Origin of the sequence: Trinickia sp., assembly GCF_051953405.1 — a bacterium.
Taxonomy (GTDB): domain Bacteria; phylum Pseudomonadota; class Gammaproteobacteria; order Burkholderiales; family Burkholderiaceae; genus Trinickia.
This window is the reverse complement of record NZ_JBQCIV010000159.1, coordinates 103,624-119,295: the sequence shown is the minus strand read 5'-3', so window position 1 is coordinate 119,295 and position 15,672 is coordinate 103,624. Positions and strand designations below refer to the sequence as shown.

Annotated in this window: 13 protein-coding genes; 5 read left to right on the top strand and 8 right to left on the bottom strand. The window is 63.4% G+C overall.

What is annotated here, in order from left to right; genetic code table 11:
• Positions 1-154: 154 nt before the first annotated feature.
• From galE to ACTHN9_RS29305, 4 genes are read right to left on the bottom strand one after another with little or no spacing between them, the layout of a single operon-like run.
• Positions 155-1,186, bottom strand: coding sequence for a UDP-glucose 4-epimerase GalE (gene galE / locus ACTHN9_RS29320; protein WP_440540331.1), 1,032 nt, complete (start codon positions 1,184-1,186; stop codon positions 155-157).
• 2 nt (positions 1,187-1,188) lie between these two features.
• Positions 1,189-2,346 carry a glycosyltransferase family 4 protein gene (locus tag ACTHN9_RS29315; RefSeq protein WP_440540330.1) on the bottom strand — a complete coding sequence of 386 codons (1,158 nt, stop codon included), beginning with the start codon at positions 2,344-2,346 and terminating at the stop codon, positions 1,189-1,191.
• A 9-nt stretch (positions 2,347-2,355) separates the two neighbouring features.
• Entirely contained in the window at positions 2,356-3,189 is an 834-nt protein-coding gene (locus ACTHN9_RS29310) for a glycosyltransferase (RefSeq protein WP_440540329.1), read from the bottom strand.
• Positions 3,186-4,442, bottom strand: coding sequence for an oligosaccharide flippase family protein (locus ACTHN9_RS29305; protein ID WP_440540387.1), 1,257 nt, complete (start codon positions 4,440-4,442; stop codon positions 3,186-3,188). Before ACTHN9_RS29305 ends, ACTHN9_RS29310 begins: the two co-directional genes overlap by 4 nt.
• A 203-nt stretch (positions 4,443-4,645) precedes the next feature.
• Between ACTHN9_RS29305 and ACTHN9_RS29300 the strand changes: the two genes are divergently transcribed.
• Positions 4,646-6,040, top strand: a complete 1,395-nt coding sequence (locus ACTHN9_RS29300) for a phosphomannomutase/phosphoglucomutase (RefSeq protein WP_440540328.1) — start codon at positions 4,646-4,648, stop codon at positions 6,038-6,040.
• 66 nt (positions 6,041-6,106) lie between these two features.
• On the opposite strand, the gene ACTHN9_RS29295 is transcribed toward ACTHN9_RS29300, so the two are convergent.
• Positions 6,107-7,087, bottom strand: coding sequence for a DUF2242 domain-containing protein (locus ACTHN9_RS29295; protein WP_440540327.1), 981 nt, complete (start codon positions 7,085-7,087; stop codon positions 6,107-6,109).
• 344 nt (positions 7,088-7,431) lie between these two features.
• On the opposite strand from ACTHN9_RS29295, the gene waaC reads away from it, so the two are divergent.
• The 4 genes from waaC to ACTHN9_RS29275 are packed head-to-tail and all read left to right on the top strand — an operon-like array spanning position 7,432 to position 12,419.
• Complete coding sequence (gene waaC, locus ACTHN9_RS29290) at positions 7,432-8,373, top strand: lipopolysaccharide heptosyltransferase I (protein WP_440540386.1); 942 nt, start codon at positions 7,432-7,434, stop codon at positions 8,371-8,373.
• 22 nt (positions 8,374-8,395) lie between these two features.
• A complete protein-coding gene (locus ACTHN9_RS29285; RefSeq protein WP_440540326.1) occupies positions 8,396-9,280 on the top strand; it encodes a Kdo hydroxylase family protein in 885 nt (294 codons plus the stop codon).
• Positions 9,281-9,285: 5 nt separating this feature from the next.
• Positions 9,286-10,611: a lipid IV(A) 3-deoxy-D-manno-octulosonic acid transferase gene (gene waaA, locus ACTHN9_RS29280; protein ID WP_440540325.1), complete on the top strand. Its 1,326-nt coding sequence runs from the start codon at positions 9,286-9,288 to the stop codon at positions 10,609-10,611.
• 23 nt (positions 10,612-10,634) lie between these two features.
• Entirely contained in the window at positions 10,635-12,419 is a 1,785-nt protein-coding gene (locus ACTHN9_RS29275) for a DKNYY domain-containing protein (protein ID WP_440540324.1), read from the top strand.
• Between the two features lie 88 nt (positions 12,420-12,507).
• Here ACTHN9_RS29275 and ACTHN9_RS29270 read toward each other — a convergent pair whose 3' ends face one another.
• From ACTHN9_RS29270 to ACTHN9_RS29260, 3 genes are all read right to left on the bottom strand, one after another.
• The gene (locus tag ACTHN9_RS29270; RefSeq protein ID WP_440540323.1) at positions 12,508-13,848 is read right to left on the bottom strand and encodes a type VI immunity family protein; all 1,341 of its coding nucleotides are present in this window, start codon (positions 13,846-13,848) and stop codon (positions 12,508-12,510) included.
• Positions 13,849-13,881: 33 nt separating this feature from the next.
• On the bottom strand, positions 13,882-14,073 hold the full coding sequence (locus ACTHN9_RS29265) for a hypothetical protein (RefSeq protein WP_440540322.1): 192 nt from the start codon (positions 14,071-14,073) through the stop codon (positions 13,882-13,884).
• A gap of 237 nt (positions 14,074-14,310) precedes the next feature.
• Positions 14,311-15,657, bottom strand: coding sequence for a type VI immunity family protein (locus tag ACTHN9_RS29260; protein WP_440540321.1), 1,347 nt, complete (start codon positions 15,655-15,657; stop codon positions 14,311-14,313).
• Positions 15,658-15,672: the final 15 nt, after the last annotated feature.

Here is a 15,672-nt window from a genome sequence, read left to right as displayed (position 1 = left end):
TAGATACGAGAACTCGCCCGACTTGTCACGCCCGTCGGCGTCGTAGCTTACTAACCACTAAGAATGAATAGGTGTCATTAGCCGAATTTCGGTCCGCGAGGTCCACCTCTGCAAGCAGCGACTCGATCGTACCCCGGCCATCGGCCATTGGCACTTACGCAAACCCCCGCGGATTCCCCGCCTGCCACCGCCAATGATCCTCGCACATCCGCTCGATCCCATACTGCGCGCGCCAGCCGAGCACGGCCTCGGCGGCCGCCGTGCTTGCATAACACTCGGCCACATCGCCGGGCCGGCGCGCCACGATCTCATACGGCACGCTTCGCCCTGACGCCGCTTCGAACGCCCGCACCACTTCGAGCACCGAATACCCGCGCCCAGTCCCCAGATTGACCACCAAACTCGCATCGCGTTTTTCAAGCGCATCGAGCGCCGCGATATGCCCGCGCGCCAGATCGACCACATGAATGTAGTCGCGCACGCCGGTGCCGTCGGGCGTCGGGTAATCGCCGCCAAACACCCGCAGCTTCTCGAGCTTGCCCACCGCCACCTGCGCGACATACGGCATCAAGTTGTTCGGCACCCCCGCCGGGTCTTCGCCGATGAGCCCGCTCTCATGTGCGCCGACCGGATTGAAATAGCGCAGCGTGGCAATGCGCCAGCTCGGGTCGGCCCGTTCGATATCGCGCAGGATTTGCTCGGCGATCACCTTCGTTTGACCATAGGGGTTCGTTGCCGAAAGCGGAAACGATTCGTCGATCGGCGAACGCTCGGGCACGCCATACACCGTCGCCGACGAGCTGAACACGAGCCGCTTCACGTTACGCGCGCGCATCGTATCGAGCAGGACGAGCAGGCTATCCAAGTTGTTGCGGTAGTACTCGATCGGTTTGGCCACCGATTCGCCGACAGCCTTGAGCGCCGCGAAATGGATCGCCGCATCGATCGGGTGTGCATCGAACACGGTCCCGAGCGCGGCGCCGTCGCAAGCGTCGACCTCGTAGAACGGCACGGAGCGCCCGACGATCCGCTCGATCCGTCGCACGGCTTCGCGCTTGCTGTTGACGAGGTTGTCGACGATCACAACCTCATATCCGCTCGCAATCAATTCGACGGCGGTATGCGAGCCGATGAACCCGGCTCCCCCGGTCACGAGGATGGTGCCTCGCGTGGCTTTCGATGTCATGGCTATTTTCCCTGTGTTCTTTCGAATAGGTTCGAACCCGTCAGCGCGTAAAGCGTTTGCCGATAGCGTTCGATCACCAACGCTTCGTCGAATTCGGCCATCACTTTCTCGCGCCCGCGCAGCCCCATCTCGCGGCGCGCGTCTTCATTCATGGTGAGGATCTGCGCGAGTTTAGCCGACAAACTTTGCGCGTTCTTGACTTCGCACAATAGGCCCGTCACGCCGTCGTCCACCACTTCTCGGCATCCGGGCACGTCGGTCGCCACGATGGGCCGCCCCATCGCCGAGGCCTCCATGAGCGTTCGCGGCACCCCTTCCCGATACGAAGGCAGGACGACGCAATCGGCCGCGGCGATGAGGGGCCGCACGTCGTGCGCTTCGCCAAGATACTCGATCACGCCTTCGTCGAGCCAACCGTCGATATCGGCTTGCGTGATCGCACTCGGATTGTCGACGCCCACCGGCCCCAGCAGTTGAAACCTGGCGTGCGGGTAGCGTTCGCGCAGCGTGCGCGCGGCTTCGACGTATTCGCCCACGCCTTTGTCCCACAGCAAGCGCCCGATCAGCACGAACGTCAGGCGCTCGTTGCGCGGCAGCGGTGTCAGCGCGAATTGGTCGATGTCGACGCCTTCGCCATGCAGCAGCTTCGCGCGTTCGGGGTGCGTCAGCAAGCGTTCGCGCAAGAACGCTTGTTCGTCGTCGCGATTCAGGAACCAGACCTCGCGCGGGAAGCGGAACGCGAAGCGATAGAGCGCCTTGGCGATCATGGCGGCCCGGCTCTTTTGGATGAACACGTAGCCGAGGCCCGTCGTCACGGCGATCGACGGCACGCGCGCGAGCCAGGCGGCGACGGAGCCGTAGATGTTCGCCTTGATCGTGTAGTGGAACACGACATTGGGGCGGATCGTCCGATAGTGCCGATAGAGCGCCGCGAGCGTGCGCAGATCGTGAAGCGGGTTCGTGCCCTTCGACGCCACGGGCAAGTCGATGCACTCGCAACCCATCGCCTCGAGCAAAGGAAACGTTCGGTCGCGCGGCGCGAGCACGACCACGCGCACGCCCTTGGCGACGAGCATGCGAATGAAGCCTTGCCGATACGTGTAGATGGCAAAGCCCGTGTTGCAGACGAGACTGACGGTGAGCGGCGGGGTGGCCTTCATGGCGAGCGGTCAGGTGGCGTGTGTCGCGAACAACGCGAGCTTAATCTTCCGCAAAGCCGAATACGGCGTCACGAAGTGCAGCAGATTCTTGGCGAGGCCGAGCCAATCGTAGAGATTGCCGGCATCGAAATAGCGCCATTGGAGCTTGAGCGTCGACACGATTTGCCGGCGCCGTTTCGTCGCGCTGATCCCGCCTTCGTTCAACTCGTAGTACAAGCCGAGTTCAGGCAAATTCGCGCAATCGTAGCGCTCCATCAGCCGCAAGAACAGATCGAGATCCTCGGCCGCGCGATAGGCGACGCGATAGTTGCCCACCGCGCGCACGGCATCCACGCGCAGCATCATCGACGGATGCACGAGCGAGGCCCGAAAAAATCGCAGGCGACGCACGCGCTCGGGCTCGCTAGCGGGACGCAGCATGAACAGCGGCGCGCCCTCGCGCGACACCACTTGCGTCCACATGCCGAGGCCGGCCACGTTCGGATGCGCTTCGAGGTAGGCACGCTGTTTGGCCAAGCGCCCCGGTGCGGCGAGATCGCCCGCGTCGATGCGGGCCGTGTAGCGATAGCCGCGGGCGGCCAGCGCTTCGATGCCGGCCTGCAACGCGCGTTCGATGCCGCCGTTTTGCGGCATGCGCACGATTTCGATGTCCATGTTCGGCAAAGTCGGAGCAACGATCGGCGGCGTGCTGCCGTCATCGACGATCACGACGCGCACGCGCGCGCTTTCGGCGAACGAGGCGAGCGTGCGTTCGACGTCGGCCTGCCCGTTGTAGGCCGGCATTAAGACGGCGACGTCGGCCAAGCCGTCCGACGGTTCGAGGCGAGAAGAAGGCGTGGTCATGGGCGCAGCTTGAAGCGAATGTAATAGACGTTGACGGCAACGGCCGCGCAATACCCCGCCGCGAGGCCCGCTAGCGCGCCATAGGCGCCGATGCGCGGAATCGCCATCAGGTTCACCGCGAACGCGACGGCCAGCGCGAGCAGCCATTTCGTTAGGAGGACGAACTTGGCTTGGTACTTGAGCAGCACGAGATTGCCGATGGCCTCGATGCCGGCCGGTACCGAGAGCCAGACGCACCAGCGAAAGATCGGGATCGCGCCGACGTAGTTCGGGCCGAAGACGCGCGTGATGACGAGCGGCGCGAGCGCATCGAGCACCAGTGCGCCGCACACCATGACCGCGGCGGCGAGCACGATCAAGCGGATGACATTGCGAATAAGCTGCGCGCGATCCTGCACGCGATAGACGAAGGCCGGCGCGATGGTTTGCGCGAGCATGAGGGCCAGCGCGATCCAATTCTCGTTGATCTGCTGGGCGGCCGAATAGCGGCCGAGATCGGCGAACGAGATCGTCCGCTGGAGCATCAGCCGGTCGAGCTTCAAAAACAAGTACATGCAGACGAGGCCGACCCAAAATACGGTCCCGGCGCTCGCGAAATGGCGCAAAAGGCCGGGTTCGACGCGCCAGCCGAGCTTGCCGCCGTGGCAGCGCGCGTAATAGGCCAGCAACACGGTGCCGACGACGGCGGCCTCCATCGCCCACAGCCAAGCGAAGCGAGGCGCGGCGAGCGTCATGCGCACGAACAGATAGACGAGCGCGAGCTTGGCGAGCGCGGCCGCCATGCTCGTCACGAGTTGCGGTTTGCTGTAGGTGCGGCTTTGCAGCCATGCATTCACGACGCCGATAAACGGTTCGCGAAAGAGCATCGTCACGGCCAGCCCCGCGAGCATCGCCCCGACGACAGGATCGGTCAGGCCTGCGGCGATCCCGGCCCACGTGGCGGCGAGGGCCAGCACGGAAATGGAGAATCGTAAGACGAACGCGCTGCCGAGCACCGTACTGAGGTCGGCTTCGCCGCGCTGGACGATTGTCGGCACGAGAATTTCCGCGCCGCATACCCACGTAAGCGGGGCGAGCACGAGCAGGAGTGTGTTCGCGTACTGCCATTTGCCGAAGACGTCGGGCCCGAAATAGCGGGCCAGCAGCCCCGCGATGGCAATCGCGACGACAATTTGCGTCACGCGCTCGAGCCCTAGCCAGACGATATTGGCCGCGGCTTTTGCGATGTCGGGATGGGCGATGCGGCTCAGCATGCGAGGGAAGGCAGAAATCTTGCTCACCGTGCTTGCCCCGGGAGGGAAATGGCGCGCTTTTCGGCCTTCATCTCGTACGGCCGTATGGCGAAGGGGCATATGCGCATTAAAATGGGCGCCACATGCGCCGGTCGAAAAACCGCAATTATAGGTGGGTTATCGGCGCCAGCATTTTTCCAATCGAAGCCAAAAGAGAGCCATCCATGATCTCGCAATCCATCTTCAAGGCGTACGACATTCGTGGCGTCATCGGAAAAACGCTCGACGAGGACGTCGCACGGCTCGTCGGCCAAGCCTTCGGCAGCGAAGTGCGCCAGCAAGGCGGCGATGCCGTCGTCGTCGCGCGCGACGGCCGCTTGTCGGGCCCCTCGCTGATCAAGGCGCTCGCCGACGGGCTGCGTGCCGCCGGCGTGGACGTGGTCGACATCGGGATGGTGCCCACGCCCGTGGGCTATTTCGCGGCCAGCGTGCCGCTCGCGCTCAAAGGCGGCGAGCGCAGCGTCGATTCGTGCATCGTCGTGACGGGCAGCCACAATCCGCCCGATTACAACGGCTTCAAGATGGTGCTGCGCGGCGCGGCGATCTACGGCGAGCAGATTCAGGCGCTCTATCGCCGCATCGAACAGCGCGAGTTCGCCAGCGGCAGCGGCGGCTACGAGCAGATCGATATAGCAGATCGATACATCGAACGCATCGTGAGCGACGTCAAGCTCGCGCGGCCGATGAAGATCGTCGTCGATGCCGGCAACGGCGTGGCCGGTGCGCTTGGGCCGCGCTTGTTCAAGGCACTGGGCTGCGAACTCGTCGAGCTGTTCACGGAGATCGACGGCAACTTCCCGAACCACCATCCCGATCCGGCCCATCCCGAGAATCTCCAGGACGTCGTGCGCGCGCTGAAGGAAACCGATGCCGAGGTCGGTTTCGCGTTCGACGGCGACGGCGATCGTCTCGGCGTGGTGACGAAGGACGGTCAGATCATTTATCCCGATCGTCAGCTCATGCTGTTCGCGCAAGAAGTGCTGTCGCGCAAGCCGGGCGCGCAAATCATCTACGACGTCAAATGCACGCGCAACTTGGCGAAATGGGTGCGCGCACAAGGCGGCGACCCGGTCATGTGGAAGACGGGTCACTCGCTCGTCAAGGCGAAGCTGCGCGAAACGGGTGCGCCGCTCGCGGGCGAAATGAGCGGCCACGTGTTCTTCAAGGATCGCTGGTACGGTTTCGACGATGGCCTTTATACGGGCGCGCGCCTGCTCGAATTGCTCTCGCGCGTGCAGGATCCGAGCAAGGTACTCAACGATCTGCCGAATTCGCTCTCGACGCCCGAGTTGCAACTGAAGCTCGAGGAAGGCGAAAACTTCGCATTGATCGGCCGTTTGCAAAAGGAAGCGAAGTTCACCGGTGCCGATGAAGTCATCACGATCGATGGCTTGCGCGTCGAATACCCGGATGGGTTCGGCTTGGCCCGTTCGTCGAATACGACGCCCGTTGTCGTCATGCGGTTCGAGGCCGATAACGCCGACGCCCTCAAGCGGATCCAAGACGATTTTCGTCGTGTGATCGTTGCGGCGAAGCCCGACGCGAAGCTGCCGTTCTAAGGCACGGCGGGCCTGCTGCGGTGGCGGCAGGCCCGAGCCCGAGTCTGAACTCGAGCCCGAAAGGCGTTAGGGCGAAACGGCCGGTGTCGCCGCCGGGGCGGATGCGGGCTGCGTGACCGGCGTCGGAGTCGGGGTCGTTGCCGGCGAGGCGGTGGGTGTCGGCATTGGCGTCTGCGTCTGCACCGCAGCCTCGGTCGACGGCACGTTTGCCGGTTTGGCGGCGTTTGTCGGCTGCGCGATAGGCAACGGAAGCGGCGCCGAGGCCGAGACGGCCGGCGTGGCCGCGGGCACGGCCGGCACGAGCATCGATGCGGCCGGTGCAACGACCGACGTGGCCGCCGCAGCGGCGGGTGTGGCCGTCATCGCGGGTGACTTGACCATAGCCGGCGTGTTCGCCGTGCTGCCCGAAGCGGTCGAAGCGTTCGATGCCGTCGTCGAACTCGTGATCACGAGCCCCGAGCCGGGCAGGGCCGTCGACGTGACGGAGCCGACCGGCACGGGTGCCGTCTTGATCAGCGTGCTCACATAGTGGCCGACCGAATCGAAGAATCGATCGTAGAACGCGTTCGATTGAATCGTTTCGCTCGACACCTTCACCATGGCGTCGCTATTGGAGCGGATCGGCAGCGAGAGCGATCCGAGAATGCTCAAGCCGACGCTGGCCGACGTGTCGCTCTTTTTCAGCGTATAGCCGCTTTGGATCGCATTGGCATAGACGATGCTGGAGCCGTCCGCGTCCACGCCCGGCGTGCAGACGACGTGAAATTCCACCGTCACGTGCGAATCGCCGTTCGGTTGGAAATCCTTCGTTGCGTCGATGCGATCGGTTTGCGTGAGCGTTGTCAGATAGCCTTGATTGAGCAGGGCGCGGCGGGCCGCTTCGCACGCGTCGGCGCTGCCGACGTGGAAGGTGCGCGAGAACGGGCTCGCCCCCGTATCGAACATTTCTTGCTGAAATTTCGGCTGCGGCGCGCTGGAGCATGCGGCGAGAGCCGTGAGCACGGCGAACGGGAAGGCCGCGCGCATGAAGCGGTACGAACTAGGCATGTTGCGTTCAGGATGCTGCGCTCGGCGAGCGCGTGATTCGAAGACGAGCATTGTAGTGCCTTCCTGCCATCGAGATCGGGTGGCCCGATATCCTGGGGCCGGCGTCTTCGACGCACAATGTGCCCGATCCGGCACATTTCCGGCCAAATGCGGTTCGATGCGGCCGAATGCGGCTCAAGATCGGTGCCCGGGCGCGGTAGAATCCCAGCCCTTCAGGCAGCGCTCGGCGAGGGCGCCGTGAACGTCCCCGCCATGCCCTGCGATGCCGTCCCTTTCTTTTTCCTTTCAGCGTGCAAAAGATACTGCTCGTTCGCGTGTCGTCGCTCGGTGACGTCGTCCACAACATGCCGGCCGTCGCCGACATCCGGCGTGTCTATCCCGACGCGCAAATCGATTGGCTTGTCGAAGAAAGCTTCGCCGATCTCGTCACGCTCGTGCAGGGCGTGCGCCGCGCGATTCCGTTCTCGTTGCGCCGCTGGCGCAAGCGGCCCTTCTCGTTTTCGACGTGGCGCGAGATCAAGGCGTTCCGGCAAGCGCTGGCCGCCGAGCGCTACGACTTGGTGATCGACTGCCAGGGGCTCATCAAGACGGCCTGGGTGGCGAGCTGGGCACGCGGGCCGCTTGCCGGGCTCGGCAATCGAACGGACGGCGCGGGCTACGAATGGCCCGTGCGGTTCTTCTACGACCGGCGCGTGGCCATCGAGCCGCGCACGCACGTCGTCGAACGCACGCGCCAACTCGTCGCCGAGGCAATCGGTGCGCCGCGGCCGGCGCCGACCGACGAGATCGAATTCGGCCTCGATACGTCGCGTGCCGCGCTCGCGCTGGCGCAGATGGGCTTGAATTTGCCCGTACCCTATGTCGTGCTCGTGCACGCCACGTCGCGCGCGGACAAACAATGGCCCGACGCTTCGTGGATCGACCTCGGCCGTGCGCTCGTGGCCCGGGGCGCCTCGCTCGTGCTGCCCTGGGGCAGCGAAGCCGAGCGTGCCACGAGCGAGCGTTTGGCCAAGGAATTCGGCGCGGCCGCAATCGTGCCGCCGCGCTTGTCGTTGCCGGCTGTAGTCGGCCTGCTCGACGCCGCCGCGGCGACGGTCGGCGTCGATACCGGTTTAGTGCATATTGCCGCGGCGCTGAAGCGTCCCACGGTCGAGTTGTACAATTTCGCGACCGCATGGCGCACGGGCGGCTATTGGTCGCCCCGCGTCGTCAACCTGGGCACCGCCGGCGATCCGCCGACGCTGCAGCAAGTCAAGACCGCACTGGCCGGATTCGGCCTGCTGTGACCGCACGCGCTAAGATCGGACAATGAAAGAATCGCAAATCCTCGAAGTGAACTGCACCGATTGGTCGGGCTCCGACCTTTCGGTCACGCGCGATACGTTGCGCGTGGCGTTGGAAACGGGCAAGGTCCTGTTCTTCCCGAATCTGTGCTTTGCGATCGAAGGCGGGGAGACGGCGCTGCTCGATCCGGCACTCGCCGATCCGAAACGCAAGAACATCAGCCTCGATCCGCACGGCGGTGCGTTGCACGGCGTGGCGGCCGACCCGGTCACGCAATCGGCGGTGCGCGCGCTGGTGGCACGCTACCAAACGCAGGCGCGCATGCTCGTCGATCACCTGGTGCCGGAATACCGCGATGCGTTGCGGCCCGCGCCCACAAGCCTGCGCCTCATGCGCGTGGAAACGCGCCATACGTCTTGGCGCAAGGACGATAGCCGGCTGCATGTGGATGCGTTCCCGTCGCGGCCGAACCGGGGCGAGCGCATCATGCGCGTGTTCGCGAACGTCAACCCGCACGGCGAGCCGCGCGTCTGGCGCGTGGGCGAGCCGTTCGAGCAGGTGGCTCGGCGCTTCTTGCCGCATATCGAGCGGCAAGTGCCGGGCTCGGCGTGGCTGCTCAATGCGCTGCACATCACGAAGTCGCCGCGCAGCGCCTACGACCATTTCATGCTCCACTTGCACGACGGCATGAAGGCCGACCTCGACTACCAAAAGACCTGCCAGCAAGAAACCATTCCGTTCCCGCCCGGCAGCGTGTGGATTTGTTTCTCCGATCAAACCTCGCATGCCGCGATGTCGGGCCAATTCATGCTCGAGCAAACGTTTTTCCTGCCGGTGCGCGCCATGGTGCAGCCCGAGTGCGCGCCGCTCGGCATCCTCGAGCGGCTGGAAGGCCGCGCGCTGGTTTGACGTCGATGCTCAGAGCCGTCTATCGCGCGTTGTGGTGGATCGTCGCGCCGCTGGCCGTGTTGCGCCTCATGATCCGGTCGCGCCGCGAGCGCGGCTATCGCGAGCATATCGGCGAGCGTTTCGGGTACGCGCGCGGCCGGGTGCCGGAAGACGGGGCGCCGTTGATTTGGGTTCATGCCGTGTCGGTGGGCGAGACGCGTGCGGCGCAGCCGCTGATCGCGGCACTGATGCAGGCGCGGCCCGATGCGCGCGTGCTCGTCACGCATATGACGCCGAGCGGGCGCGCCACGAGCGTGGAGCTGTTCGGCGATCGCGTGCTGCGCTGCTACCTGCCGTACGACTTGCCGCACGCCGTGCGTCGCTTCCTGCGTGCTTGGCGCCCCTCGCTGGGCATCGTCATGGAGACGGAGGTGTGGCCGACGCTCATCGACGAGTGCCGCGCGGCCGATGTCCCGCTGGTCTTGACGAATGCGCGCATGTCGGCGCGCTCGTTCAAGCGAGCGGTCCGCTTCGGCGCCGCCGCGCGCGAAGTGTTCGGCGGTTTTACGCGCGTGCTTGCGCAAAGCCCCTCCGATGCCGAACGGCTCACGGCGCTTGGGGCGCGCAACGTCGCTGTGCTCGGCAACCTGAAATTCGATATGGCGACACCGCCCGACATCGTTGCGCGCGGCCGGGCCTGGCGTGCGGCGATCGGCTCGCGGCCGGTGTGGGTGGCGGCGAGTACGCGCGAGGGCGAGGAGGCGCTCGTGTTGGACGCGTTCGCGGCGGTGGTGCAGAAGGACGCGTTGCTGATCCTCGTGCCGCGCCATCCGCAGCGTTTCGACGAAGTCGCTGCGCTGCTCGAGCGGCGCGGGCTGCCTGCGATGCGGCGCTCGGCGTGGGGTGGGGCGCCGCAGGCCGCTGCCGCGGCAACATCCGTCGCGACACAGCCGTTACCGCGCGACGTGAAGGTCCTGCTCGGCGATTCGATGGGTGAGCTTGGCGCTTATTACGCCGCGTCGGACGTGGCTTTCATCGGTGGTAGCTTGTTGCCGCTCGGCGGGCAGAATCTCATCGAAGCGTGCGCGGTGGGGGTGCCGGTGCTCATCGGTCCGCACGTGTTCAACTTCTCGCAGGCGACGGCCGATGCGGTTGCCGCGGGCGCCGCCGTGCAAGTGGCCGATCCGACGGATCTGGCGCGTGTGCTCGGCGAGCTGTTCGCCGACAAATCGCGAAGGGTGGCGATGGGCGCGGCGGCATCGGCGTTTGCGGCACGTCATCGCGGGGCGACGGGACGGACGGTGGATGTGCTGTCAGCCTTGCTCGCGTCGAGCGAGTCGGCCGAGGCTTAGCGTTCGTAGAGAGCCGTCGATCAATGGCTGAACCTCTTTTTCTACTGGCTGAAGTTGAAATCGGCGCATCGACCCTGCGTCGATGGCTGAATGCTGCGCCACGGTCTGCCGCGTCCTTCGATGATTGGCCGGACGCATTGTTTCGCGGCGACTCCGGGATTTTCAACGTAGCAGTACCCGCCGAACGCAGTGTCGCCGACGCACTGGTCGCTCACTGCGTCAACAGCTTTGGGACACGTGACGGCTACCTTCATTGCAGTTACGACGAGCAAGCCCGTGTGCTCCGATTCGCGACGTGTTTTCAGTATGGCGACGAACCGGGTGTCATAGAATCCGCGATGGTTCTGTGCGCGTTGCTGCGTGCCGTTGCGGAAATCTATACGGCAAAGACGCCGTCGTTCATCCGCCTGTTCGACGCCGGGGGGGACCTGCTGCGCGTCGAGATCAGTAAGAAGGCGTCGCGAATTCAGTCCGGTCGAGCGGATGCCTCGGTACTTCCCGCATGGTTCGATGAGTGGATCTCGCAAGAGAATCTTGGCGATCCAGACCATCTCATCGAGGGACTTTTCCCGCCCTTGGCGCGTGCCTTGAAGAAGCAGGTCGCGCTGGGGGCGCTGCGCGCAAGCCGGCAAGATCCCTACCGCTATGACGATTGTTTCTGGACCGATGGGGAGGGCGTGTTTGGCGGGACCGGCGGCGAGCCGCTGCAAAACGCAGACCCCAAAACGTTTCGCCGAGCCACGCCGCCTAATGCCTTGGGCGCCGCGTTTTACGCTGATGCGCGCCAGATCTGGTATCGCACCCCGATGGGGGACGCGGTGCCCTTACAGTCGGTTGAACCGGGGATGTCCTTGCAGGGATGGCGGCCCTTCGGCTTGGATGGCGAGCCGCTGCTGCGCTGCGGAGATACGGTATGGGCGTGCGCAAACATCGACTATCCCAATGGTGGGAGTATTCCCGGCAACGTGGACTACCCCAACGGCGGCAATGTCCAGGCGAACGTCGAAAGCGTCTTGCCGGTCATTCGATCGCATGGCGGCGTCCCGACATGGGAGAAGCGGTACTCGTTCGAATATGTGCGCCCTACCCGGGTAGAGGGCGCATCGTTTGGCCATGTGAAAGGCAGCTTGTTCGAAGACGGCCAGTCGGTTTATGTCCAGACGAGCCGGGGCTTGATCCGTCTGGAAGGCGCGCTTCCAGGGATGACGACGTATGTGGGCGGCCTGACTTGTAACAACGGACGGGTTTTCCGCAACGGATACGAAATCCGGCGCGAAGTGGACATCGCATCGCTGCACTGTCTCAATCACGATCTTTATGCGGACCATCGCCGCGTCTACCATCTTCGCGACGCGACCGACGACGGCCATCGTCCGCGCCCCGACCTGCACATGTTGCAGGACGCCGAGCCCGCGAATTTCCGGATCGTACGTGCCCTGCCGAACGCCACGCTGAGCGGGGATGAGACGCATGTGTGGCTCAATGGCGAACTCATTCCGGAATTGACGCCCGATGCTGTCCGATTCATCGGTTCGTATTTTTGGACCGATGGAAATCACGTTTATTACTGCGAAAAGCGGATCCCGAGCGCCAGTCCGAACACGTTTGAAGTGCTGACGGATTCCTATAGCGACTCCTACTCCGACTACGCCCGTGAGGGGACGAAGATTTATTTCCGCGCCGGAGAGGTTACCGGCGCGGATGCAGCCACTTTCGTTGCCGACGGCACGACGTGGGGGCATGACCGGCACTGTCGCTATCAATTCGGTGAAGCGGTCGGTGCGCGGCCGAGCGAATTTCAAGCTTAGTCGCGCGAGCGCTTCGAGCTGGTCCGGTTGTTCGCGAGACATCGGCGCGTCGGCCCGTGAGCGCAACGGCCAACGGTGTCGCTCGATATTACGCGCTGCTGTCCTGGCTGTGCTCCCAGATCCAATACGTCCAGCCCCATGAACTGCCTTCGACAATCGGCATGATTTCGCCCAGCTTGAAATAGCGTCGACTATTTTGCATCGCGTGCGTATGCCACCAGCCGGCTTCTGGACAGGGACTGCCGCCGCGTACGCTCTGGCGAAGCTTGCCGAGGTTAGGCGGTACCACTTTGGGCGGTTCGGGGATCGGCGGTGCATTGGGCAAATCGAAACGAGCTTCCCACGAACGTGCGTGCTTGCTGTCGGCATTCGGCAAGTGCGGATCGTAAAAGTGCAAACCGTCCGGCTTCGGGTTGCGCAGCACGCGTAGAACCTTGTTGACGAATACGTAGGGTTCGGGCAAGCCTTCCTCCGGCGCACCCAGGCGAGGGAAGGGACCGGCGCGTACCAGCACGCAGTGGTTGATGCGCTCGACGCCGATATCCTCGCGATCCAGGGCCTTGCGTAGTGCTGCGTCACCGCCCAGGCGCTCGACGAAAACATCGCCGAGCAACGTGTACCAGTTCACGCCTTTGATGAATCCCCAGCGATGAACCTTTGTGCCGGGACGTAGCGGGCGATACATTGCGGTCACTTGATCGTTTTCGTTGGTCTCATAGGAGACGGGGTCGTATTCATCCTTTCCCAGGTGAGCGCAGCAGTCGATTTCGATCCCGCTGAAGCGTTCCGCGATCGCCCATTCCTGCGCCTGCCAGTTATGGTAGTTGTACGCAGTCACCGCGGACAAGCCACCGTAGCCGCCGAGCACGTTAAGCTGCTCGCAGACAAACCGTAGAAACTGCTCGTACTTTTCCTGGCCTTCGGGGTGCGTGATCAGCTCCATCGGCACACTGAATTTCATGTACGAGATGTCCAGCTCTTGGCCCTTAGGTACCTTATACCCTGCCGCCGATTCATAGTCCTCCGGGCAGGCGCGGCCTGTGAGCGTTTCGATGTGGTACTCCGGTGCAGTCGTCGGATTGGGCGCGCTCGAACGCATCACGCTGACCTGCATGGATTCCGGTGTGTCGCTAATCGCCTTGCGGATTTTCTCGACGCCTTTGGCGGTCTTCTTACTGAACTTGGCCAAGTCCTCGTCTTTGCCGCTGATCAGGTGTTCTCCGAACATCTCGGCGAATCGATCAAAGCAAGCGAGCAGGCCGCGTCGTCCATCGGGCTTCGAACCTCCGGCGAAATAAACGGTTCCGATGACGCCGGGCCTTACCGCGAAGCTGTTGTCCGGCATGCGGACGCTCAAATCTTCAAAGTAGCGTGCATGGGCCGCGAACGGCTCAAGTACGATCGAACGCTTCTGATCAACGTCGCTCATTCTGTTTGGTTCCTTCAGATATCGGAATGTTCTTTACGACGCCGTTGCGAGACTGGCCGTGGCCGAAACGCCGAGTGCTACGGCCAGTGCGCTCAGCGTAGCGGCCGACGCCGTTGCGATAATGGCCGCGAGCGCCAACAGGACGGCGACCAACGCTTCGATGAGCACAAACGCGACGACGGCGCCACCCACAGTCACCACCACGACCACGAGGCCTTTGATCAATGACGTGCCGAGCTGCGCCCAGTTGATTTGCTATCCGCGGTGCGTGCCTGGCGGAAACGGGGTGAGACTGTCCCGGCGCCTCCTCCGACTCTTCCATGACCGCGCAAATACCGTCATGCGATTTCAAGCAAATGATGCTCTAGCGTCCGATGCCCCGCTAAATACGCTGCAAACCGTCGTCGCACGGGCCTCTCACCGATCGCGGGGCGACGTGCCTTGCGCGTAACCCTTTCGACATCAACTGCTGCTGTCTTGGCTGTGCTCCCAGATCCAATACGTCCAGCCCCATGAACTGCCTTCGACGACGGGCATGATTTCTCCCTGCTTGAAATATCGCCGGCTGTTTTGCATCGCGTGCGTGTACCACCAGCCGGCTTCCGGGCAAGGACTGCCGCCGCGTACGCTGTTGCGCATTTTTCCAGGGCGAGGCGGCACGATCTTCGGCGGCTCGGGGATCGGCGGCGCATTCGGCAAGTCGAAGCGTGCTTGCCAGGAGCGGGCATGCTTGCTGTTCGCATTCGGCAAGTGCGGATCGTAGAAGTGCAAACCGTCCGGCTTGGGATTGCGCAGCACGCGCAAGACTTTGTTGACGAATATGTAGGGCTCGGGCAAACCTTCCTCTGGCGCGCCCAGGCGAGGGAAGGGACCGGCGCGCACCAGCACGCAGTGGTTGATGCGTTCGACGCCGATATCGTCGCGATCCAGGGCCTTGCGCAATGCCGCATCTCCGCCGAGCCGCTCGACGAAAACATCGCCGAGCAACGTGTACCAGTTCACACCCTTGATGAAGCCCCAGCGATGAACCTTTGTGTACGGTTTCAAATACCGATACATCGCGGTTGGCATTGTATTTTCCCCTTCCTCGCCTTCGTACGAGACTGGGTCGTATTCCTCGCTGCCGAGATGAGCACAGCAGTCGATTTCGATACCGCTAAAGCGTTCGGCAATCGCCCATTCCTGTGCCTGCCAGTTGTGATAGTTATAGGCCGTCACTGCTGACAGCCCGCCGTAGCCTCCCCGCACATCCAATTGCTCGCATACATACCGTAGGAAGCTCTCGTACTGTTCGAGCCCTTCAGAGCGCGTAACCAACTCCATCGGGACGCTGAATTTCAGATACGACAGTTCCATTTCTTCGCCCTTCGGTACCTTATAGCCGGTTGGCGCTTCGTAGTCCTCTGGGTTGGCTCGCCCTGTGAGCGTCCGAATCTGGTATTCCGGCGCCGTCGTCGGATTGGGCGCACTCGAACGCATCACACTGACATCCATGAACTCGGGCGTTTCGCTGATCGTCTTGCGGATCTTCTCAACGCCCTTGGTGGTCTTCTTGCCGAACGTAGCCAAGTCCTCATCCTTGCCGCTGATCAGGTGCTCGCCGAACAGCTCGTCAAAGCGGTCGAAACAGGCCAGCAGTCCACGTCGCCCGTCGGGTTTCGAACCGCCGGCGAAATATATAGTGCCGATGACGCCTGGCCTCACGGCAAAGCTGTTGTCCGGCATGCGCACGCTCAAATCTTCGAAGTAGCGCGCATGCGCCGCAAACGGTTCGAGCACGACCGAACGCTTGTTCTCAACGTCGCTCATTCTGTTGGGTTCCTT

Bases quoted from the DNA above. Each gene is read 5' to 3' on its own strand.
- waaA (WP_440540325.1), top strand. From the start codon at position 9,286: ATGCTCAGAGCCGTCTATCGCGCGTTGTGGTGGATCGTCGCGCCGCTG.
- ACTHN9_RS29295 (WP_440540327.1), bottom strand. From the start codon at position 7,087: ATGCCTAGTTCGTACCGCTTCATGCGCGCGGCCTTCCCGTTCGCCGTG.
- ACTHN9_RS29300 (WP_440540328.1), top strand. From the start codon at position 4,646: ATGATCTCGCAATCCATCTTCAAGGCGTACGACATTCGTGGCGTCATC.
- waaC (WP_440540386.1), top strand. From the start codon at position 7,432: ATGCCGGCCGTCGCCGACATCCGGCGTGTCTATCCCGACGCGCAAATC.
- ACTHN9_RS29270 (WP_440540323.1), bottom strand. From the start codon at position 13,848: ATGAGCGACGTTGATCAGAAGCGTTCGATCGTACTTGAGCCGTTCGCG.
- ACTHN9_RS29310 (WP_440540329.1), bottom strand. From the start codon at position 3,189: ATGACCACGCCTTCTTCTCGCCTCGAACCGTCGGACGGCTTGGCCGAC.
- ACTHN9_RS29260 (WP_440540321.1), bottom strand. From the start codon at position 15,657: ATGAGCGACGTTGAGAACAAGCGTTCGGTCGTGCTCGAACCGTTTGCG.
- ACTHN9_RS29305 (WP_440540387.1), bottom strand. From the start codon at position 4,442: ATGCTGAGCCGCATCGCCCATCCCGACATCGCAAAAGCCGCGGCCAAT.
- ACTHN9_RS29275 (WP_440540324.1), top strand. From the start codon at position 10,635: ATGGCTGAACCTCTTTTTCTACTGGCTGAAGTTGAAATCGGCGCATCG.
- galE (WP_440540331.1), bottom strand. From the start codon at position 1,186: ATGACATCGAAAGCCACGCGAGGCACCATCCTCGTGACCGGGGGAGCC.
- ACTHN9_RS29315 (WP_440540330.1), bottom strand. From the start codon at position 2,346: ATGAAGGCCACCCCGCCGCTCACCGTCAGTCTCGTCTGCAACACGGGC.
- ACTHN9_RS29285 (WP_440540326.1), top strand. From the start codon at position 8,396: ATGAAAGAATCGCAAATCCTCGAAGTGAACTGCACCGATTGGTCGGGC.